The sequence below is a fragment of the Pantoea coffeiphila genome (assembly GCF_016909495.1).
Taxonomy (GTDB): Bacteria; Pseudomonadota; Gammaproteobacteria; order Enterobacterales; family Enterobacteriaceae; genus Erwinia; species Erwinia coffeiphila.
Window position 1 is genome coordinate 1 of the sequence record NZ_JAFBFW010000010.1, and the last position, 22291, is coordinate 22291.

Consider the following 22291-nt stretch of genomic DNA (forward strand, 5'->3'; position numbering starts at 1 on the left):
TCAGACAACTTCCTGAACCTCTAACACGCTGGCCTGTAAGCCGTTGTTCCGTGTCAGTGGAGGCGCAGTATAGGGATTTTCTGGCGGCTGACAAGGGCTAATTTTAAAAAGATGTTCGAGTGTTGTTTTTTTGCCCAAAAGTGCTTCAGAGCGCTAGTTTTTCGAGCTTTTCAAACCCGTAGCGCTGCAAAACGGGCATTAATTGTACTGCCTGTTCCGTAATATCCATGCAGTAAGCGATATTACTATCTGTAGAAAAGGCTTCTGGCGATTCATTTTCTAATAACCAGACGGTACGGCGAGCAATCGCAGCGCCGGAATCTATTAACCGGGTCCCTTCAGGCAGTACCTGCTGGAGCTCTTCACTAATAAGAGGGAAATGTGTACATCCCAGCACGACCGTATCCGGTGGCTCCTTCATACGCAGCCAGGGTTGTAAAATCCGCTTCACGTCTTCTATTGCCACCGGTTTACCGTGCAGTTTCGCTTCTGCCAGTTCGACCAGCTCCGCTGAGCCCAGCATTTCGGTTTTGCATTCGCTGGCAAAACGCGCCACCAGCTCATGGGTATAAGGACGCTTCACCGTTCCGCGAGTCGCTAACAGGCCCACAATCCCGTTGCGGGTTAAACGCGCCGCAGGCTTGATCGCCGGCACAACGCCCACCACAGGGAAGGAAAACCGTTCACGTAATGCTGGTAGGGTCACGGTGCTGGCCGAGTTACAGGCAATGACCACCAGCGCGAGGGGATAACGAAGCGTGACCGCTTCTACAATAGAGACAACCCGATCAACGATAAACTCTTCCGACTTTTCACCATAAGGAAAGGCAACGTTATCGAACGCGTAGAGATAGTGGAGATCCGGCAATAGCTTGCGGATCTCATCATAGACTGAAAGCCCACCGACGCCGGAGTCAAAAACCAGCACGGTGGGGCGCAGATTAGAAGGTGTAGCTGCCGTTGAGGTAGTATTCCCGTCCAGGGGTTTCATAGCCATACACTGTCTCGTAGTCTTTATCGAACAGGTTGGCAATTCTACCACGAACAGTCAGATGGGATGTGATCGGATACGACACGGCGAGATCCCAAAGGCTGACTCCGCCCATTTTCACTGTAGGGTTGGGATAAACGTTGAAATCCTTATCATAGCGCTGGCCGAGATACTGATAGGTCACAGACCAGTCGAAGTCATATACCGTCCAGTCGAGCTGGTACTTCACCTGCTGTTTCGCACGGCGCAGTAAGATCTCATTGGTCGCACCGTTACGCGGGTCCAGATAGTCGAAGGAGACTTCGTGGCTCAGCGGACCGGTATCAAATGAAGCCGTTGCTTCAACGCCCTTGATCGTGGCTTTCGAGATATTGTAGTAACGGTAGGTCGTTGGATCGCTATCAACCAGATTGTCGATATCATTACGATAGCCGGAGATATGCCACGTGACCGGGCCGGTCAGTCCCTCAAATCCGGCTTCCCACTGCTTACTCTCTTCCGGCTTCAGGTCATCGTTGCCGTAGAAGTTGCTGTACAGCTGGGCCAGATTGGGCGCTTTAAAGGCCGTACCGTAGGAAGCAATAAAGCGATAACCGTCCACAAACTCCCAACCGGCACTTGTCTGCCAGGTGTTATGCCAGCCGAACTGGGAGTTATCATCACCGCGCACCGCGCCTTCAACGGTAAACTCACCGAACCGCTGCTGCCCGGTCAGATACAGGCCGGTATTGCGTAGCTCGGTGCTGTTTGCCAGCGAGCTGGTGCCCGGCTCCGTGGTTTCCTTCTGCCAGTCTACGCCGCCGCTAACAGCCCCCTGCCCCACGGCAAATGTATTGCCCCACTGCACATTATACTGTTTGCTTTCATCCAGCGTGGTTGCTGCGCTGTAGCGCCCCAGACGCGGATCGTAGTTGTAATCCTTGACGTGGCTGATACTGGCAACAAGCTGTGAGGAGTAGATACCCTGATTAAAGCGCAGCCCGGTGTCCCAGGTCTGGCTGTAGAGCTGGCGCGTATCGACTAACGAGCCCGGTACGGTATAACCGTAGCCGCTGTCATAGCCGGTACGATTATCAAAACCGTATCCGCGCACGAAACCGCTGAACTGCTCGTTAAACTGGTGATTCAACGCGCCGTACAGCGTTTTGCTCATAAAGCCATCGCGATCTGGCTGAGCCGGGCCGTAATCATTTGGATAACCGGCCTTCACGTCGAAACCGCGGGTGTAGGTATAATCCCCGGCCAGCGTCACCTGAGTATTTTCACCCAATTTCTGCTGGGTGGAACCGTTGTAATTTTGGTAACTGTTTGATCCCACGCCGGCTTCCAGCGTCGTGCCTTCGCCTTCACGCGTGGTGATAATGTTAACCACGCCGCCAATCGCATCGGAACCATAAACCGCAGAACGGGCACCGCGAATATATTCAACGCGCTGCACCAGCGCCAGCGGGATCTGGCTGATATCCGCTGAACCGGTAATGCCGGACTGATTCAGACGAATACCGTCAATCAGCACCAGCACATGGTTTGAGTTAGTACCGCGAATAAAGAGACTGGTCTTTTGCCCCAATCCACCACTTTGTACCGCATCAACGCCCGGTAAGCGGCGCATCACATCACTCAGGCTTTTAGACTGCCAGCGATCGATTTCAGCGCGAGTCACAACGGTGGTAGGCGCAAGTACTGTATTGATCGGCTGCTGAAAGCGGTTCGCCGTTACAACCTGCGTCTCTTCTTTATTATCCTGTGCAAAGCCATACTGCGCCCAGAGTGCAATTGCCGTTGCGCTAAAGGCGAACAGCGATTTATTCATTTTTTTCATTGTATAGAGCATCCAAAAAACCAGCAGGATGCCGCAGGCTTACGATCGATAGCACGCGATGATCGTAATAATGCGACGTTAATCCGGCAGGTCTTCGGGCTCAGTGTCGTAAAAGGCAATGACTTCCCATCCGTAGACAGTGTCTGCTTGCGCGATTGCCATGACATTCTATACCGCTGCGCGTCAGCTCCAGATTTTCACTGGATTCCCTTTTAACTCGTGGGGAGGCCGGAGAGCGCATTTTATGTATAACGTAATTGGAAGTCCAGATAGCTGGACATCCATAATGGCAATTCGCTCACAATGCTGGACATCAGATATGGAATCCCTACAATCGCCCGGCTATCTCCGCCAAATATCCAGGAACCACTATGACGCCCGAACAGCTGCCCGTAGAACACTATGAAGATCAGCTTGCCGAAAAGGTAAACCGCCTGACGTCGATGATGTCGGCCTTTAACGCGCCCGAAGTTGAAATCTTTCGTTCGCCGGTCAGCCATTATCGGATGCGTGCCGAGTTTCGCGTCTGGCACGATGGTGATGACCTCTATCACATCATCTTCGATCAGCAAACGCGTGAAAGAATCCGCGTTGACAGCTTCCCGGCCGCCAGCGAGCTGATTAATCGCCTGATGCCAAGATTACTGGCTACGCTGCGGGAAACACAGGCGCTGCGCTTTAAGCTGTTCCAGATTGACTACCTCTCTACGCAAAGCGGTCAGGTCGTGGTCTCCCTGCTGTATCACCGCAAGCTGGATGAAGTCTGGCAGCAGGCCGCCGAGCAGCTGCGCGATGCGCTGCGTGCAGAAGGATTTAACCTGCATCTGATTGGCCGCGCCACGAAAACCAAAATCTGTCTGGACCAGGATTTCGTGGATGAGTGCCTGACGGTGGATGGCCGGGAGATGATTTACCGCCAGGTCGAAAACAGCTTCACCCAGCCTAATGCCGCCATGAACGTGAAAATGCTGGAATGGGCGCTGGATACCACCCGTAACTCAAGCGGCGACCTGCTGGAACTGTACTGCGGCAACGGCAACTTCTCGCTGGCGCTGGCACGTAATTTCCGCCGGGTGCTGGCTACCGAAATCGCCAAGCCTTCAGTCGCTTCGGCGCAGTACAATATTGCGGTAAATCAGATTGATAACGTACAGATCATTCGTATGGCGGCGGAAGAGTTCACCCAGGCGATGAACGGTGAAAGAAGTTTTAACCGTCTGGAAGGGATCGACCTGAAAAGCTACGAGTGTGAAACCATCTTTGTCGATCCGCCACGCAGCGGTCTGGATGATGAAACGGTGAAAATGGTGCAGGCCTATCCGCGCATCCTTTATATCTCCTGCAATCCTGAAACGCTGTGCAACAACCTCGCCACGCTATCGGCCACTCACGATGTGACCCGCCTTGCGCTGTTCGATCAGTTCCCGTATACCCATCATATGGAATGCGGCGTACTGCTAACCCGACGTTAAACAATCAGGGCGATCGTTCGATCGCCCTGAAATTCAGCTGCTCTTACGCACCCGCCACTTGCTCACAATCCAGAACACGACCGCCACCATCAAGATGGTCGGGATAAAGTTCGAACCAATGTCCGGATACTCCGCCCGTACCATCGCGCTATACAGCAGAATACCCAGCAGGAAGAATGCAGCGGCCAGCGACGGCATCCCGTCAGGCATTGAGCGATTCAGATAGCGCTGGTGCAGACTCCAGGCGGCGAGCACCAGGGCAATAATCGGGAACATTGAAAAGGGTACTATCGAGCTAAAAAGTGCAGAAAAACTGCCGTTAATGGAAAGCCCGGTTAAAAACGCCAGCAGCAGCGTTCCTTTGTCTCTGCCTGAAGCTAAACTCATGTCTCCACCTTTTTAATCGTTGGATGCCAGCGTCACAGCCAGTCTCTCCTGCTCACGGCGATACCAGTAATATGCCCCTTTCGAGATCATACGCAGCTGCAGTACCAGCCGTTCTTCCAGCTGACGACGCTGTACGGCATCAATATCCAGTGCTTCTGCACCGGCGTTAAACACAATGATGACCATCGCTTCCGCCTGCGCTTCAGTGAAGCTGCGAGGCATGCGATTTTCTACTTCCAGATAATCCGCCAGTTCGGCGATAAAATGCTGTATTTCCCGGGCCACGGCGGCACGGAAGGCGGCGGATGTCCCTGAACGCTCACGCAGCAGAAGGCGAAAGGCGTTAGGGTTATCGCCGATAAACTCCATGAAAGTTGACACGGAAGTACGAATAACGCTGCCACCTTTGGCAATACGCTGACGTGCCTGTCGCATTAGTTGACGAAGCATTAAGCCACTTTCGTCTACCATGGTTAACCCCAGTTCATCTACATCACGAAAGTGACGATAAAATGACGTCGGGGCAATGCCCGCCTCTCTGGCCACCTCGCGCAGACTCAGGCTGGCAAAGCTACGCTCGGCACTTAGCTGGCTGAATGCCGCCTCGATAAGTGACCGCCGTGTACGTTCTTTTTGCTGCGCTCTGACGCCCATTTTTGTGCCTGTTTAGCCTGCAAGTGGGCACTATAGCAAAAATTTCAGCGTACAGTGCCGCAAACTTTGTGACCGCCTGTTAACCTGGAAATTTGGCAAATGGTGGCAAAAAAAGCGGTAAGAATTGGGAAGTTGGCCGCTGGATGTTAGAATATCGTTGTAAAATTGTTTTATAAAATAGGACGTATTGGTATGCAACAGTCTTATGATTACGACGCCATAATTATTGGTTCAGGCCCGGGCGGTGAAGGTGCTGCCATGGGGCTGGTGAAACAGGGAGCGCGAGTCGCAGTGATCGAGCGCTACCACAATATCGGCGGCGGATGTACACATTGGGGAACGATTCCGTCGAAAGCACTGCGTCATGCCGTTAGCCGCATTATCGAATTTAACCAGAACCCACTGTATAGCGACCACTCACGTCTCCTTCGCTCCTCCTTTGCCGACATTCTTAACCACACCGAGAACGTAATTAGTCAGCAAACCCGTATGCGCCAGGGATTCTACGAACGAAATCACTGTGAGATGTTCCAGGGGGATGCACGTTTCGTTGATGCCAACACCATCGAAGTAGAAAGTCCTGATGGCACCACCGAACGCCTGACCGCCGAAAAATTTGTGATCGCCTGTGGTTCACGCCCTTACCACCCGCCGGATGTCGACTTTACCCATCCACGGGTTTACGACAGTGACTCGATCCTCAACCTTCACCATGAGCCAGGCCATGTCATTATCTATGGTGCCGGGGTCATTGGCTGTGAATACGCTTCGATCTTCCGTGGGCTGAACGTCAAAGTCGATTTGATTAATACCCGCGACCGCCTGCTGGCCTTCCTCGACCAGGAGATGTCAGATTCGCTTTCGTACCACTTCTGGAACAACGGCGTGGTGATTCGCCATAATGAAGAGTTCGAGAAGATTGAAGGGGTTGAGGATGGCGTGATTATGCATCTGAAATCCGGCAAAAAGCTGAAAGCGGACTGCCTGCTGTACGCCAACGGACGCACCGGTAACACCGACTCGCTGTCGCTGGAAAATGTCGGGCTGAAGGCCGATGGCCGTGGGCTGCTGAAGGTCAACAGCATGTATCAGACCGCGCAGCCGCACATCTACGCGGTGGGCGATGTGATTGGCTACCCAAGCCTGGCTTCTGCCGCCTACGATCAGGGGCGCATTGCGGCACAGGCCCTGATGAAAGGCGAAGCCAACGCACACCTGATTGAGGATATTCCTACCGGTATCTACACCATTCCGGAAATCAGCTCCGTGGGCAAAACCGAGCAGCAGCTGACGGCGATGAAAGTGCCGTATGAAGTGGGACGCGCACAGTTCAAACATCTGGCACGCGCGCAGATTGTCGGGATGAACGTCGGCAGCCTGAAGATCCTGTTCCATCGCGAAACCAAAGAGATCCTCGGCATTCACTGCTTTGGTGAACGTGCCGCCGAGATTATTCATATCGGTCAGGCGATTATGGAGCAGAAAAACGGTGGCAACACGATTGAGTACTTTGTGAATACCACCTTCAACTACCCGACTATGGCCGAAGCCTATCGGGTGGCGGCGCTAAACGGCTTAAATCGCCTGTTTTAATCCGCCAATCATCACGCCCTGCATATGCGTTCGGATCGCCTCTGCCAGCTGTTCATAACGGCCGCGCAGGGGCGAACCCGGACGATAAACCAGGGCAATGGTGCGCTGTGGTTCAGGCTTGTAGCAGGGCAGATAGCATACGCCATCACGCACCCGCTCTTTCGGCACGGCCAGCGCAGGTAACAGCGTAATTCCGCTGCCCGCCGCCACCATGTTACGCAGCGTTTCCAGACTGGTCGCGCGGAAATGCGTATCCTCATCGGCACCGGCCTGGAAGCAGAAGCCCATCGCCTGATCGCGCAGGCAGTGACCATCTTCAAGCATCAGCAGCTTTTCACCGGCCAGATCCGACATCGGCACCCGATCGCGATCGTGCCACGGGTGATCCTGATACACCGCCAGCTTCATCGGCTCATCAAACAGCGGCACTTCAATAAACGCTTCCGACTCTTTCACCAGTGCAAGAATGGCACAGTCCAGCTTACCGCTGTCGAGCTGCGCCAGCAGCTGCTGGGTTTGCGCCTCGTGCAGGTACATCTCCAGCTTAGGGAACGTTTTATGCAGCGAAGGAATAATCTGCGGCAGCAGATAAGGGCCCACGGTGGGGATCAGCCCGATATGCAGCGGGCCGGACATCGCCTCACCCTGCTGGCTGGCCATCTCCTTCAGCACCTTAACTTCACGCAGAACGGTGCGCGCCTGATCCACCAGCAGAAGCCCCGCCTGGGTAAACAGCACCTTACGGCTGGTGCGCTCAAGCAGCATAACGCCCAGTTCATCCTCCAGCTTGCGGATCTGTCCGCTCAGGGTTGGCTGGCTTACATGACAGGCATCCGCTGCACGACGAAAATGACGATGCTCCGCCAGCGAAACCAGATACTCAAGATCACGAATATTCATCTTATCCTCCAGACCACGATAGTCCGTGGCGATAGATAGGATAGCAATCAACGATTAGCCCTATCAACCCTCGATCACAATAATGTGTCCGTACACAAATAGCACACCCGAAAATTAAACGATGAGGTCTTTACATGTTTGCAAGTCAGGAAGGTAAATCCATCCCACAGGTCACTTTTCACACGCGTCAGGGCGACAGCTGGGTTGATGTCACCACTGATGAGCTGTTCAAAGACAAAACGGTGATCGTCTTCTCCCTGCCCGGTGCGTTTACCCCCACCTGTTCCTCAAGCCACCTGCCGCGCTATAACGAACTGGCTGGCGTGTTTAAAAGCCATGGTGTGGACAGCATCCTCTGCGTGTCCGTTAACGACACCTTCGTGATGAACGCGTGGAAAGCCGATCAGCATGCCGAGCACATCAACTTTATTCCCGACGGCAACGGTGAGTTCACCCGCGGTATGGAGATGCTGGTAGAAAAAGCCGAGCTCGGCTTCGGCCCGCGCTCATGGCGCTATTCAATGCTGGTGCGTAACGGCGTGGTGGTCAAAATGTTCGTTGAACCAAACAAGCCGGGCGACCCGTTTGAAGTGTCTGATGCCGATACCATGCTGCGCTATGTTGCGCCGGAATTTAAAGTGCAGGAGTCCGTTTCGCTGTTCACTAAGCCCGGCTGCCCGTTCTGCACCAAAGCCAAGCAGATGCTGCTGGATCGCGGAATTCAGTATGAAGAAATCGTACTGGGCCAGGATGCTACGACCGTGAGCCTGCGCGCCATGACCGGCCGCGCCACCGTACCTCAGGTGTTTATTGGCGGGCGCCATATCGGCGGCAGCGATGATTTAGAGAAATTTTTTGCTGCATAATAATAAAGCAATTACTCTTTATATAGAGTAATTAACGATAAATAGCGGGAAAAACAACCCGCTATTTATTATCGGAAAATAACCGACCTTTTATTTAGTCATATTACCATTTTCGATGCTTCCCATAATTTCGGAAGACTCTTTCCAGGACTGTTCATTAGACTGGGTCAGCCCTTTTACAAATCCACCTACGGTGCCGTAAATACCACCTGCAACTAAGCCTACGCCATTGCCGATAAGACCAAAGCCGAGAAGACCGCCATTAGATCCACCATAGCGGCCACCAAGGATCGCCCCAGCCCAGCCAGCAGTGGTTGCCAGACTAATCGCCCCCAGAAGTCCAGCACCGCTTACCATCTCAATTTCTTCATTATTTAATGTTTTCATTTCAATATCCTTATCAGATTAAATAGAAAACCAAAAATAGCCCAGAAAAAGAGATTATCAAATAGTAAAGAGGCCAATTGACCTAAAGTAGAAATGATTTAATAACATTAACGATATTATCTAAAGTAAAAAGCCACCTTCATAGACGGTGGCTTTAATTACGACTCAGAAGGGCACACTAAATTCGGACGCATAGAGGTCCTTTCTTTAGAAAGCATGGAGCGGTAGTTGTTTATCATCCACTTCATGCTTTTCTTAATACTTGACGTATTTGCGCAGATTTAATATTTAAACGATTAAATGAGACGCTGTTTCGCTTCGGTAATCGCCAGCGAAACCTGATGCGGAGACACACCGCCTTTCGCATTACGCTTATCCAGACAGGATTGCAGCGACAGCACAGGATAGACATCTTCGCCAATCACGCTGCTGAACTTCTGCAGGTCAGCCAGTGCCAAAGCTTCCAGCGCCACGCCCTGATTGATCGCTTCCACTACCGCTTCACCGACGATATGGTGCGCTTCGCGGAACGGTACGCCTTTCGCAACCAGATAATCCGCCAGCTCGGTAGAGTTCGCATAGCCCTGCTCTGCCGCTTCCTGGCAGCGCGGACGTTTTACCTGAATGCCGTCCAGCACCAGCGTGGCCATATGCAGACAGTCGTACCAGGTATCCAGCGCATCAAACAGGCCTTCTTTATCTTCCTGCATGTCTTTGTTATACGCCAGCGGCAGGCCTTTCAGCGTCATGCTCATGGCGGTCAGTGCGCCCTGTACGCGGCCTACTTTGCCGCGGATCAGCTCCAGTGCATCCGGGTTTTTCTTCTGCGGCATCAGCGAAGAGCCGGAGGTCACACGGTCGGACAACTCTACGAAGCCCGCTTCGCCGGTATTGAAGAAGATCAGATCTTCAGCAAAGCGCGACAGGTGGATCATACCGATCGAGGCATCGGACATCAGTTCCAGCACGTGGTCGCGATCGGAAACGGTGTCCAGGCTGTTACGGGTCGCGGAGGCAAAGCCTAACCAGCCCGCCAGCTGCTCGCGGTCGATCTCATAGGCGGTACCCGCCAGCGCACCGCAGCCCAGCGGGCTGACGTCCAGGCGCTTCAGCGTATCCTGCAGACGGCTTTCGTCGCGGGCCAGCATTTCAACATACGCCAGGCACCAGTGCGCAAACGTCACCGGCTGCGCACGCTGCAGGTGAGTATAACCCGGCATCACCGCATCCTGATTTGCTTCAGCGGTGGCCACCAGCGCCTGCTGGAACTGGCGAGTTGCGGCCAGCAGTTCACTGACCTGCAGTTTGCACCACAGTTTCAGGTCGGTTGCGACCTGATCGTTACGGCTACGGCCGGTGTGGAGTTTTTTACCCAGCGCGCCGACCTTATCGATCAGTTTGCCTTCCACCCAGCTGTGAATATCTTCGGCGTCGCTTTCCACAATCTGCTGCGGATTCGCGCGCACTTCTTCCAGCAGGACATTCAGCGCGCTTTCCAGCTGCTGCTGCTCTTCTGCGGTTAATACATTGACCGTCACCAGCGCTTTGGACCAGGCAACGGAACCGGTAATGTCCTGCTCTGCCAGACGATAGTCGAAGCGCAGTGAATCATTAAACAGTTTGAAACGTTGATCTGCTGCCTGCGTAAACCGTCCACCCCAAAGTGCCATGCTCAGTACTCCATTCAGAATTTATGCAAGAGGCGGCACGGATGCCGCACTCTGGAAATCATGCAGGGGCGAGGCACGCCTCACCCACCGCAACAGATTACTTTTTCTCGTTCAGCGCGCGGATGCGTGAAGAGAGGGAGAACAGACGGATAAAGCCGCCCGCGTGACGGTGATCGTACACTTCGTCTTCGCCGAAGGTGGCGAACTCTTCAGAGTACAGGCTGTTAGCGGATTTCTTCTGAATCGCGGTAACCTGGCCTTTGTACAGCTGCAGTACCACTTCGCCGTTCACTTCTTCAGCCAGCGCTTCTGCTGAAGCCTGCAGAGATTTACGCAGCGGTGCGAACCAGCGGCCATCGTAAACAACGTAGGACATTTCCAGGCCCAGCTGCTCACGCCATTTGAAGCTGTCGCGGTCCAGAACCAGCTGCTCAACGGCACGCAGCGCGTTAACCATGATGGTGCCGCCAGGGGTTTCGTAGCAGCCGCGAGACTTAATGCCCACCAGACGGTTTTCTACGATATCGATACGACCCACGCCGTGACGTGCACCGATCGCATTCAGTTTGTCCAGGCAGCCGAACGGCGTTAACGCTTCACCGTTAACCGCAACTACGCGACCTTTTTCAACGACAATCGTTACCTGCTCAGGCTGATCCGGCGCTTCCAGCGGATCGACGGTCCACACCCAGCAATCTTTGTTCGGTGCGTTCCAGGGGCTTTCCAGCACGCCGCCCTCGGTAGAGATGTGCCATGCGTTTTCATCACGGCTGTAGATTTTTTCCAGCGACGCGGTGGTCGGGATGTTGCGCTCTTTCAGATAGTCCAGCAGCGCTTCACGGGAACGCAGGTTCCACTCACGCCATGGTGCAACCACTTTCAGCTGTGGAGCCAGCGCGGTGTAGGTGGTTTCGAAACGAACCTGGTCGTTACCTTTACCGGTCGCGCCGTGGCACAGCGCGTCTGCGCCCACTTTCAGCGCCAGCTCAACCTGGGCTTTGGCGATGATTGGACGCGCCATAGAGGTACCCAGCAGGTAGGTGCCTTCATACAGAGCACCGGTTTGCAGCACCGGGTAAACGTATTCGCTGATGAACTCTTCACGCAGGTCAACCACATGGCACTCGGACGCACCGGACTGCAGCGCTTTCTGCTCAACGCCTTCCAGATCGCCACGCTCCTGGCCGATATCGGCGACGAAAGCCACCACTTCACAGCCGCCGTAGTTCTCTTTCAGCCATGGAATAATCGCCGAAGTATCGAGGCCGCCGGAGTAAGCCAGTACGATTTTTTTGATGCTTTTGTCTTGCATGATGATTCCTTGAAAACGTTTCTAATTAAGCGAGGATACGGGTGCCAATGGACACGCCGTTAAATAAGGTTGGCAGCTGCTCAGCATGCCGCCAGCTGGCGATGTCCACCGGGCGGCCCAGGGTACGGGCGGCATCCAGCGCGGCATTCACCTTGACGATCATTCCATCGGTAATCACACCGTCGGCGATCAGCTGCTCGGCTTTTTCAGCCGTCATCTCTTCAATTCGCTGCTTGTTGGCATCGAGGATACCGCTCACGTCGGAGAGCAGAATCAGATCGGCACCCAGCGTCGCGGCCAGCGCCGTCGCAGCCTGATCGGCATTGACGTTCATCAGCAGGCCATCCTGGGTGATGCCGATTGAGCTGACAACCGGCAGGAAACCTGCGCCCAGCAGCGTATTAATCAGCACCGGTGAACCCGGAGTAGCCTGTCCCACATGGCCAAGTTCTTCATCAAACTGAGCAACATTAACACTTCCGCCGTCGCCCAGACACAGGCCAACGGCATCAATACCGTGTTTTTTCGACCAGGCTAGCAAAGTTTTGTTAGCAGTACCGGCCAGCGCACCGGTGATGATATCGATCTGGTCGGCAGGCGTTACGCGCAGGCCGTTTTTCTTTTTCACCGGCAGGGACAGCTTGCTCATCAATTCATCCACCAGACAGCCGCCGCCGTGCACAATCAGCAGCTGACGCGAATGGGCAGCACGATAGCTCACCAGCGCATCGAACAGACGCTCCAGCGCCTCTTCACTATCCAGCAGCACACCACCCAGTTTGATAATTAACGGATTGGTCATCAGAGAGTAACTCGCTTTAAAAATGTGACTACGTTGCAGAATGCGGTTATGTTCACTTTGGCTGTCCAAGCCAAATGGTGGAAAAATTATCGGTTTCCATCCGCACGTCGATAATGTATTTTTATTCACTATTACTGCATGAATATTGATACTATCCTAACTCAAGGACTGTCAACAGTGAAGACAAAATTACCACCTTTTATTGAGATATACCGCCAGCTGATTGCTACGCCATCAATCAGCGCCACCGACAGCGCGCTCGATCAGAGTAATGAAACTTTAATCAATTTGCTTGCGGGCTGGTTCCGCGATATTGGCTTCACTGTTGAAGTTCAGCCGGTTCCCGGCACGCGTAATAAATTCAATATGTTAGCTAAAAGTGGCCTCGGTGCAGGCGGACTGCTGCTGGCCGGTCATACGGACACCGTGCCGTTCGACGACGGCCGCTGGACGCGCGACCCGTTTACCCTGACCGAGCACGACAACAAACTGTACGGGTTGGGCACCGCCGACATGAAAGGCTTCTTTGCCTTCATCTTAGATACGCTGCGTGAAGTTGATGTGTCTGCGCTGAAAAAACCGCTGTATATCCTGGCAACGGCGGATGAAGAAACCACCATGGCCGGAGCCAAGTTCTTCTCAGAAACCACCAGCCTGCGCCCTGACTGCGCCATCATCGGCGAGCCAACCTCGCTGAAGCCGGTCCGCGCTCATAAAGGCCACATTTCCAACGTGATCCGCATCCAGGGCCAGTCCGGCCACTCCAGCGATCCGGCTCGCGGCGTGAACGCCATTGAGCTGATGCACGAATCCATCACCCAGCTGATGGAGCTGCGTAACACGCTGAAAACGCGCTATAACCACAGCGGCTTCGCCATTCCATACCCAACGATGAACTTCGGCCATATCAACGGCGGCGACGCAGCAAACCGCATCTGCGCCTGCTGTGAACTGCATATGGATATCCGCCCGCTGCCGGGGCTGACGCTGAGCGATCTCGACGGACTGCTGAATGAAGCGCTGGCGCCGGTTAGCGCGCGCTGGCCGGGCCGCCTGACCGTGGGTGAACTGCATCCGCCGATCCCAGGCTATGAGTGCCCGCGTGAACATCAGCTGGTGCAGGTGGTGGAAAAACTGCTCGGCACCGAAACCGAGGTGGTGAACTACTGTACCGAAGCGCCATTTATTCAGGAAATCTGCCCGACGCTGGTGTTAGGACCGGGTTCGATTAACCAGGCACATCAGCCGGATGAATTTATCGATACGGCATTTATCAAACCGACCCGCGAATTGATCGCCCAGGTCGTGCATCATTTTTGCTATCACTAAGGTGAGAAATGGGGCAATCAACTGCAAAAACAGCTGTTTGCCTCTGATTTCGATTATTCGGGACGATAAGAATAACTTATCTCGCTCCGGTGTAATTAAATTTCATAAATTCTCGTTATTTAGCGGCACGATACGGCAAATTTAAGTCAATTGACGAATGGTTATTAACGTGGCTAGATAAAAGGCTGCGTTATACCCACAAGGGTGAAATAAAGTTACAAGTACAAGAAAGAGGGTGTCAGGGGTCATATGAACGAACAATATTCCGCAATGCGAAGTAATGTCAGTATGCTCGGCAAGCTGCTCGGGGATACCATCAAGGATGCACTGGGAGAGAACATTCTCGATCGGGTGGAAACTATCCGTAAGCTCTCTAAGTCATCACGTGCGGGAAATGATGCCCACCGTCAGGAGCTGTTATCAACGCTGCAAAATCTGTCCAACGATGAGCTGCTGCCGGTTGCGCGCGCGTTCAGTCAGTTCCTGAATCTGACCAACGTTGCCGAGCAGTACCACACCATTTCGCCAAAGGGCGAAGGGGCAAATCATCCGGAAATGCTGGCGAAAACCTTTGAACGCCTGAAGCAGCAGCCGGACCTGACCGAAGCTAACATTCGCGAGGCGATTGAATCCCTGTCGCTGGAATTAGTTCTGACCGCTCACCCAACGGAAATCACCCGTCGTACGCTGATCCACAAACTGGTTGAGGTGAACAACTGCCTTAAGCAGCTGGATCACAACGATCTTTCTGACTATGACCGCTCGAAAATCATGCGCCGTCTGCGCCAGCTGGTTGCCCAGGCCTGGCATACCGATGAAATCCGTAAATATCGTCCGTCACCGATCGATGAAGCCAAATGGGGCTTTGCGGTGGTTGAAAACAGCCTGTGGGAAGGTGTGCCACACTTCCTGCGTGAGCTAAACGAACAGGTTGAAGAGTCCTTCGGCTACACGCTGCCGGTTGATTTCGTGCCGGTGCAGTTCACCTCCTGGATGGGCGGTGACCGCGACGGTAACCCGAATGTGACCGCCGATATTACTCGCCACGTGCTGCAGCTGAGCCGCTGGAAAGCCGCGGATCTGTTCCTGCGCGATATCGCCGTGCTGATCTCCGAGCTGTCGATGTCCGAATGTACGCCGGAAGTGCGCGAGCTGTGCGGCAATCCGGAAGCGCTGGAGCCGTACCGCGAGATTATGAAAAATCTTCGCAGACAGCTGACCAGCACCCAGTCCTACCTGGCGCGCCGCCTGAAAGGCGAGCGTTTACCGCGTCCGGCAGACCTGTTGATCTCCAACGATCAGCTGTGGGAACCGCTGCACACCTGCTACCAGTCACTACAGGCCTGCGGCATGGGCATTATTGCCAACGGTCAGCTGCTGGACACCATGCGCCGCGTGAAATGCTTCGGCGTTCCGCTGGTGCGCATCGACCTGCGTCAGGAAAGCACCCGTCATACCGAAGCCATCGCTGAAATCACCCGCTACCTGGGCCTTGGCGACTACGAAAGCTGGTCAGAATCCGACAAGCAGGCCTTCCTGATCCGCGAACTGAATTCCAAACGTCCGCTGCTACCGCGTAACTGGGAGCCAAGCGCCGACACCAAAGAAGTGCTGGATACCTGCCGCGTGGCTGCCGATGTACCGAAAGGCTCGATCGCCGCTTACGTTATTTCGATGGCGAAAACGCCGTCCGACGTGCTGGCCGTCCACCTGCTGCTGAAAGAAGCCGGAATTACTTACACCCTGCCGGTAGCCCCGCTGTTTGAGACCCTGGACGACCTGAATAACGCCAATGATGTGATGAGCCAGCTGCTGAATATCGACTGGTATCGCGGCATCATTCAGGGCAAGCAGATGGTGATGATTGGCTATTCAGATTCTGCGAAAGATGCGGGTGTGATGGCAGCAAGCTGGGCACAGTACCAGGCCCAGGACGCACTGATCAAAACCTGTGAGAAAGCCGGAATTACCCTGACGCTGTTCCACGGGCGCGGCGGCAGCATCGGCCGTGGCGGTGCCCCTGCGCACGCTGCCCTGCTATCTCAGCCTCCGGGCAGCCTGAAAGGCGGCCTGCGCGTCACCGAACAGGGCGAGATGATCCGCTTTAAGTTTGGCCTGCCGGAAGTCACCATTAGCAGCCTGTCGCTGTACACCGGTGCGATTCTGGAAGCCAACCTGCAGCCACCGCCGGAGCCAAAAGCCGAATGGCGCAGCATCATGGACCAGCTGTCTGATGTGTCCTGTAAAATGTACCGCGGCTACGTGCGCGAGCACGCTGACTTCGTGCCTTACTTCCGCTCGGCGACGCCGGAGCTGGAGCTGGGTAAACTGCCGCTGGGTTCCCGCCCGGCGAAGCGTCGCCCGACCGGTGGCGTAGAGTCGCTGCGCGCTATTCCGTGGATCTTTGCCTGGACGCAGAACCGTCTGATGCTGCCAGCCTGGCTGGGTGCCGGTGCCGGTCTGCAAAAGGCAATGGAAGAAGGTCATCAGGAACAGCTGGAAACCATGTGCCGCGACTGGCCGTTCTTCTCAACCCGCCTGGGCATGCTGGAGATGGTGTTCTCCAAAGCGGACCTGTGGCTGGCGGAATACTACGATCAGCGTCTGGTGGATGAGTCTCTGTGGCCGTTGGGCAAACAGCTGCGTGACCAGCTGGATTCCGATATCAAAGCGGTACTGACCATCGCCAACGACTCGCATCTGATGGCCGACCAGCCGTGGATTGCCGAATCCATCGCGCTGCGTAACGTCTATACCGACCCGCTGAACGTGCTGCAGGCAGAACTACTGCATCGCTCGCGCCAGCAGGAAGCCAACGGCGGCGAAGTGGATGCGCACGTTGAGCAGGCGCTGATGGTGACTATCGCCGGCGTGGCGGCAGGTATGCGTAACACCGGCTAGATTGCAAGGGCGGAGACCCCGCCCGGTTTAACGCATCGCCGATGTAAAAACAGGACGCTCAGCGTCCTGTTTTTTTGCATGCTATACCCCGCTTACAGCATATCAGCCCACGTTTGCATTCACGCCAGGGCGAACGCCCAGCGTATGGCAGATGGCGTAGCTCATCTCCGCGCGGTTCAACGTATAGAAATGGAAGTCTTTCACCCCTTCCCGGCTCAGGATTTTCACCATATCCATCGCAATATTGGCACCAACCATTTTGCGCGTTTCGACATCATCATCCAGCCCTTCAAACATGCTGGTCATCCAGCCCGGCACACGCACGTTGGTCATCGTGGCAAAGCGCTGCAGCTGCTTGAAGTTAGATACCGGCAGAATACCCGGCACAATCTCAACATCAATCCCGGTGGACACGCAGCGGTCGCGGAAGCGCAGGTAACTTTCCACATCGAAGAAGAACTGGGTAATCGCCCGATTCGCACCGGCATCGATTTTACGCTTCAGGTTAATCAGGTCAGCCTGAGCGCTTTTCGCTTCAGGATGCACTTCCGGGTAGGCCGCAACGGAAATATCAAAATCACCCACCTCTTTCAGCAGCGCCACCAGGTCCGCGCCGTACATTTCAGGCTTGCCGCTGCCCGGAGGCAGATCGCCGCGCAGAGCAACGATATGGCGGATGCCGTTATTCCAGTAGTCCTGCGCAATGGTACGCAGTTCTTCACGAGTGGCATCGACACAGGTCAGATGCGGTGCGGCTTCCAGACCGGTGCGATCTTTAATCCCTTTAATGATGCTGTGGGTGCGGTCGCGCTCGCCGGAGTTGGCTCCGTAGGTGACGGAGACAAACTTCGGCTTCAGGCTGCTCAGACGATCGATAGAGCTCCAGAGGGTATTTTCCATTTCAGCGGTGCGCGGCGGGAAGAACTCAAAAGAGACATTAATCTGTCCGTTTATCTCGGCCAGACTCTGATTTAGTGCTTCGCGCTGATTTGCATGGAAAAAACTCATACCCGTTACCTCATCGATCGCTATTGATTCTATCGCCGCCGTTAAACGTCTATCCATTTAGACGTCCAGACATTCAAAATGACGGAAATTGTACATTCAGTCAACAGTTAAATGATGACATGCCGTGACAAATCCTCAACGAAGATGAGGGAAATTCATGATGCGAACGGAAGTGATATTTAGCGGCTCAGTTCGGCGGGATAACAGGGGATATCACCCTTTTGAGCGATACTGCTGGATGACGGGTGAAGAGTGGATGAATGGGATCTATGGATACATTGCCTGACGAACCCTGATGCATACGGCCGCCGAAGGCATACTTCCAATTTTACCCAGCTTTGCAGGCATCCATGCCTGCTTGAGTTCTTTCATTCAACAGAACGTTCTGATGACATTCAGCCATCAGCACGCTGTTAACACTACAGCAGCTGCGCCAGCCGGTTCAGATCCGACTGAATCGCACCGGCGGTCACATCGCGACCGGCACCCGGACCGCGGATCACCAACGGGTTGTCGCGATACCAGCGGCTTTCAATCGCAAAGACGTTATCGCACGGCAGCAGCGCGGCGAGCGGATGATCGGCGCGGACGGCCTCCACGCCAACGCGAGCCTTACCGTTGGCATCAAAGCGCGCCACGTAGCGCAGCACCAGTCCCATCTCCTGAGCCGCCTCATAACGCTGCAGCATCTGCTCATTAAGCGCGTCGCCGTTTTCGAAGAAATGATCCACCGAACCAGCCTGGCAGCCCGCCGGAACCAGCGACTCTACGCGAACCTGATCCGGTTCGATGTCGTAACCGGCTTCACGCGCCAGGATCACCAGCTTACGCATCACATCCTGGCCGGACAGATCGACACGCGGATCTGGCTCGGTCAGCCCCTGCTGCCATGCCTGGTCCACCAGCTCGGTAAAGGGCACCGTGCCGTCAAACTGCAGGAACAGCCAGGAAAGCGTGCCGGAGAAGATCCCACTGATCGCCAGAATACTGTCACCGCTTTCACGCAGGTCACGCACCGTATGATTCACCGGCAGTCCGGCCCCCACGGTGGCGTTGTAAAGCCACTGACGGCCGGTTTTAGCAAAGGCATCGCGAATTTGACGATACGCGTCGCTGCTGGATGCGCCTGCTACCTTGTTTGCACCAATCACATGGAAACCGTAGCTGGCGAAATCCAGATACTGAGCGGCCAGCGATTCACTGGCAGTGACGTCCAGCACCACCAGGTCATCAAACGGGTGAGCCCGCATCCACAGGAACAGCGATTCCTGATCCTGCTCCACCGCTTCCTCTTCAAAGAAAGCCAGTGCCCGACTGGCTTCCAGCCCGTCGTAGCTCAGCAGGCTGCGGCGGCTGTCCACCACGCCCGCTAAAATAAATTCAAAACCGGTACGCGCGGAAAGTGTTTCCTGCTCGCGAGCGAACAGTTCCAGCCAGCGCGAACCGATATTACCTTTACCAAACAGCACCAGCCCGATGCGCTTCTCCGCACGGAACAGGGTCTGATGCAGGCCGCGAATCAAATGCTCGGTCGGACCAACGCGCAGCACCGCCACCAGGCTGATACCCTCTTCCGACTGCCAGATAAACTCGACCGGCTGATCTTTCATCTGCTGCCAGAAGCGGTGGCTGTGCAGCGGATTGCGGCACACGCCCGCCCCCACCATCGCCACCAGCGCCATCCCTTCCCGCAGCTGTAAGCGCCCGGGCAGAGCCGCATCTTCCAACAGCGTCAGTGCACTGTTGACGACTTCTGAGGTGTAGCACAGCTGAAGCAGATTGCGATCGGGGTGAGCTCCCGTCGCCAGCGGACGAACCTGGGCGCGTTTGAGCAGATGGTCGATTTCCTTATGTACCTTCGCAAAGTCATGATGCGCAGGAACATGGAACTCAATCAGACAAACATCATCATGACTGGTCACAATTCGCGCCCCGGTCCCGGAGGCCAGAACGCGTTCAATACGGGTTGAGCCCTGTTCAGGCTGATAGCTACAGCGCAGTTGCAGATCGATATCGCTATTGGATACCGGCTGCAGTGTACGCGTGTGCAACACCGGTGCGGCGAGACGTGCCAGTTCGCTGGCCTCGTCCAGACGCAGCAGCGGTAGCAGGCAGGCATCCTTCACTTTACGCGGGTCAGCACTGTACACACCGGCCACATCGCTCCAGATCGTTACGCGTGACACGCCGGCCAGTGAACCAATCTGGGTTGCAGAATAGTCACTGCCGTTGCGCCCCAGCAGCACCGTTTCACCGGCATCGTTGGCGCAGATAAAGCCCGTGACAACGAGACGCTGCGAGGGATGCTGAGCGATAAGCTGCTGAAGCAACAGCAATGATTTGCCTTCATCTACCTGCGGCTGTGCAGCGCGCTCGGCACGGAGAAAATCACGCGCATCCAGCCAGCTGGCATCAATATCGCGCTGCCTCAGCACGGCCGACATCAGCCGTGCTGACCAGATTTCACCGTGCCCGACCACCTCTGCATAAACGACATCATTGATGACGCCGTCGAGCAGCGCGGCCAGTTTTTCAAGATCGTGAATAAATTCAGCAATGAGCGGGTCAGCGGTTTCCGGCGGTAACAGGCTGCTAATCAGCTCGCTCTGATAACGACGCAGAGCCTGCTGTACCTGATGCGCAGACAGCCGATCGCTCTGACTCAGTTTGAGCCAGCTGATCAACTGATTAGTGGTGCTTCCTGCCGCAGAAACGACCATCAGGTCGCCCGGCTGGCTATACTCCGCCATAATACCGGCAACGCGCTGATAGCATTTGGCATCCGCCAGGCTACTGCCACCAAATTTGTGCAACTGCCGTGAACTGCCCACCTCTGCCACTGCTGAATGACTCATGCTTACCTCTTGGCCGCAATCTGGAATGCATTATCCAGATCGGCGATTAAATCTTCGTGATCCTCAATTCCTACCGAAATACGCAGCAGCGTTTCGGAAATTCCTGCCGCGGCACGGGCTTCTGCCGACATTCCGGCATGCGTCATCGTTGCAGTATGCGAAATCAGGCTTTCCACGCCACCCAGCGACTCCGCCAGGGTAAACAGCTCCAGCGCCTTGAGGAAACGGCGCAGCGTTGCTTCATCGCCATCGAACTCAAAGCTTAACATCGCACCAAAGCCTTTCTGCTGCTTCACCGCGAACTGATGTCCTGCGTTTTCCGGCAGAGAAGGATGATACAACTTTTTCACCAGCGGTTGTTGTTTCAGATACTCAACAATCGCCAGTGCATTACGCTGTGCCGCCGCGATACGTGGATTCAGCGTGCGCAGACCGCGCAGCAGCAGGTAGCTGTCAAATGCCGCGCCGGTCACGCCAATATTATTCGCCCACCACGCAAGATCGGTCGCATGCTGCGGATCTTTTGAAATCACCGCGCCAGCAACCACATCAGAGTGGCCGTTAAGATATTTAGTACAGGAATGGAGCACCAGGTCTGCGCCCAACGCCAGCGGATTCTGCAGCGCAGGGCTGAGGAACGTGTTATCCACCACGCTGATCGCACCGGCTTCTTTCGCCGCCTGACAGATCGCGGCAATATCCACCACGCGCAGCAGCGGGTTGCTCGGGCTTTCAATCAGCACCAGCTTCGGCTTCTCAGCCAGCGCAGCCTGAAGCGCAGCTTCATCACCCTGATCGACAAACTTAACGCGATAGGCACCGCGTTTGCTCAGGCTGTCAAACAGGCGATAGCTGCCGCCGTAACAGTCGTGTGGAGCCACCAGCAGGTCACCCGGCTTCAGGAATACGGTACACACCAGATGTACCGCCGCCATGCCGGTATTGGTCAGTACCGCACCCACGCCGCCTTCCAGTTCTGCCAGCGCACGCTGCACTACATCACGGGTCGGGTTCCCACGGCGCGAATAGTCGTGCGCGCGCGGTTGGTTGAAATCGAGAAAGTTATAGGTGCTGGAAAGGTGAATCGGTGGGACAACGCAGCCATATTGCTCGTCATCATTCAATCCGCTGCGCACTGCGATGGTTGCCTGTTTACGCGTCATGGTGCATAAATTCCTGCTGAAAAGAGAGAAGGGCTATAGAGTAAACAGGGCAGCTATAGACGTCAATACATCTGGACATCTAAATGTCTTTGCGTATAGATTGAGCAATGGGCCAATAACCGCTAAAATTATGCCGATATCCCCCACAGAAAGTTGTGTTATCGCTGTGTGATACACAC

The 22291-nt window shown here is 54.8% G+C and carries 17 protein-coding genes and 1 riboswitch; of the genes, 5 read left to right on the forward strand and 12 right to left on the reverse strand.

Annotation, left to right across the window (positions count from 1 at the left end):
* Window positions 1–145: 145 nt before the first annotated feature.
* Window positions 146–997: a glutamate racemase gene (murI, locus tag JOE09_RS23455; protein ID WP_205067544.1), complete on the reverse strand. Its 852-nt coding sequence runs from the start codon at window positions 995–997 to the stop codon at window positions 146–148.
* Window positions 942–2813 carry a TonB-dependent vitamin B12 receptor BtuB gene (gene btuB, locus JOE09_RS23460; RefSeq protein WP_205067545.1) on the reverse strand — a complete coding sequence of 624 codons (1872 nt, stop codon included), beginning with the start codon at window positions 2811–2813 and terminating at the stop codon, window positions 942–944. Before btuB ends, murI begins: the two co-directional genes overlap by 56 nt.
* 67 nt (window positions 2814–2880) lie before the next feature.
* Window positions 2881–3061: riboswitch (cobalamin riboswitch) on the reverse strand.
* Window positions 3062–3184: 123 nt separating this feature from the next.
* On the opposite strand from btuB, the gene trmA reads away from it, so the two are divergent.
* Window positions 3185–4285 carry a tRNA (uridine(54)-C5)-methyltransferase TrmA gene (gene trmA, locus JOE09_RS23465; RefSeq protein WP_200548090.1) on the forward strand — a complete coding sequence of 367 codons (1101 nt, stop codon included), beginning with the start codon at window positions 3185–3187 and terminating at the stop codon, window positions 4283–4285.
* 33 nt (window positions 4286–4318) lie between these two features.
* Here trmA and JOE09_RS23470 read toward each other — a convergent pair whose 3' ends face one another.
* Both JOE09_RS23470 and fabR read right to left on the reverse strand, forming a co-directional pair.
* Window positions 4319–4672, reverse strand: a complete 354-nt coding sequence (locus tag JOE09_RS23470) for a YijD family membrane protein (protein ID WP_105594511.1) — start codon at window positions 4670–4672, stop codon at window positions 4319–4321.
* 12 nt (window positions 4673–4684) lie between these two features.
* Window positions 4685–5326 (reverse strand): HTH-type transcriptional repressor FabR, encoded by a 642-nt coding sequence (gene fabR / locus JOE09_RS23475; RefSeq protein WP_205067546.1) that lies wholly within the window; start codon window positions 5324–5326, stop codon window positions 4685–4687.
* A gap of 192 nt (window positions 5327–5518) precedes the next feature.
* Here fabR and sthA point away from each other — a divergent pair, with 192 nt between their 5' ends.
* Window positions 5519–6919, forward strand: coding sequence for a Si-specific NAD(P)(+) transhydrogenase (gene sthA, locus JOE09_RS23480; protein WP_105594520.1), 1401 nt, complete (start codon window positions 5519–5521; stop codon window positions 6917–6919).
* Here the strand turns inward: sthA and oxyR are convergent.
* Entirely contained in the window at window positions 6902–7819 is a 918-nt protein-coding gene (gene oxyR / locus JOE09_RS23485; protein ID WP_105594509.1) for a DNA-binding transcriptional regulator OxyR, read from the reverse strand. The genes sthA and oxyR overlap by 18 nt on opposite strands.
* A gap of 134 nt (window positions 7820–7953) precedes the next feature.
* On the opposite strand from oxyR, the gene JOE09_RS23490 reads away from it, so the two are divergent.
* The gene (locus tag JOE09_RS23490; protein WP_205067547.1) at window positions 7954–8685 is read left to right on the forward strand and encodes a redoxin family protein; all 732 of its coding nucleotides are present in this window, start codon (window positions 7954–7956) and stop codon (window positions 8683–8685) included.
* A gap of 90 nt (window positions 8686–8775) precedes the next feature.
* Here the strand turns inward: JOE09_RS23490 and JOE09_RS23495 are convergent, their stop codons facing one another.
* The 4 genes from JOE09_RS23495 to argB form a co-directional block, all read right to left on the reverse strand.
* Window positions 8776–9072: a colicin V synthesis protein gene (locus JOE09_RS23495; protein ID WP_105594507.1), complete on the reverse strand. Its 297-nt coding sequence runs from the start codon at window positions 9070–9072 to the stop codon at window positions 8776–8778.
* Between the two features lie 296 nt (window positions 9073–9368).
* Window positions 9369–10742 carry an argininosuccinate lyase gene (gene argH / locus JOE09_RS23500; RefSeq protein WP_105594506.1) on the reverse strand — a complete coding sequence of 458 codons (1374 nt, stop codon included), beginning with the start codon at window positions 10740–10742 and terminating at the stop codon, window positions 9369–9371.
* 97 nt (window positions 10743–10839) lie between these two features.
* Window positions 10840–12054 carry an argininosuccinate synthase gene (locus JOE09_RS23505; RefSeq protein WP_205067548.1) on the reverse strand — a complete coding sequence of 405 codons (1215 nt, stop codon included), beginning with the start codon at window positions 12052–12054 and terminating at the stop codon, window positions 10840–10842.
* 25 nt (window positions 12055–12079) lie between these two features.
* A complete protein-coding gene (argB, locus tag JOE09_RS23510; RefSeq protein ID WP_105594504.1) occupies window positions 12080–12856 on the reverse strand; it encodes an acetylglutamate kinase in 777 nt (258 codons plus the stop codon).
* A 177-nt stretch (window positions 12857–13033) separates the two neighbouring features.
* Here argB and argE point away from each other — a divergent pair, with 177 nt between their 5' ends.
* Together argE and ppc are read left to right on the forward strand one after the other, a co-directional pair.
* Complete coding sequence (gene argE / locus JOE09_RS23515) at window positions 13034–14185, forward strand: acetylornithine deacetylase (RefSeq protein WP_105594503.1); 1152 nt, start codon at window positions 13034–13036, stop codon at window positions 14183–14185.
* A gap of 249 nt (window positions 14186–14434) precedes the next feature.
* Window positions 14435–17086 carry a phosphoenolpyruvate carboxylase gene (gene ppc / locus JOE09_RS23520; RefSeq protein WP_205067549.1) on the forward strand — a complete coding sequence of 884 codons (2652 nt, stop codon included), beginning with the start codon at window positions 14435–14437 and terminating at the stop codon, window positions 17084–17086.
* A 102-nt stretch (window positions 17087–17188) separates the two neighbouring features.
* Here ppc and metF read toward each other — a convergent pair whose 3' ends face one another.
* The 3 genes from metF to metB form a co-directional block, all read right to left on the reverse strand.
* A complete protein-coding gene (gene metF, locus JOE09_RS23525) occupies window positions 17189–18094 on the reverse strand; it encodes a methylenetetrahydrofolate reductase (RefSeq protein ID WP_205067629.1) in 906 nt (301 codons plus the stop codon).
* Window positions 18095–18513: 419 nt separating this feature from the next.
* The gene (locus JOE09_RS23530; protein WP_105594500.1) at window positions 18514–20949 is read right to left on the reverse strand and encodes a bifunctional aspartate kinase/homoserine dehydrogenase II; all 2436 of its coding nucleotides are present in this window, start codon (window positions 20947–20949) and stop codon (window positions 18514–18516) included.
* A 2-nt stretch (window positions 20950–20951) separates the two neighbouring features.
* On the reverse strand, window positions 20952–22112 hold the full coding sequence (metB, locus tag JOE09_RS23535) for a cystathionine gamma-synthase (protein WP_105594499.1): 1161 nt from the start codon (window positions 22110–22112) through the stop codon (window positions 20952–20954).
* Between the last annotated feature and the right edge of the window lie 179 nt (window positions 22113–22291).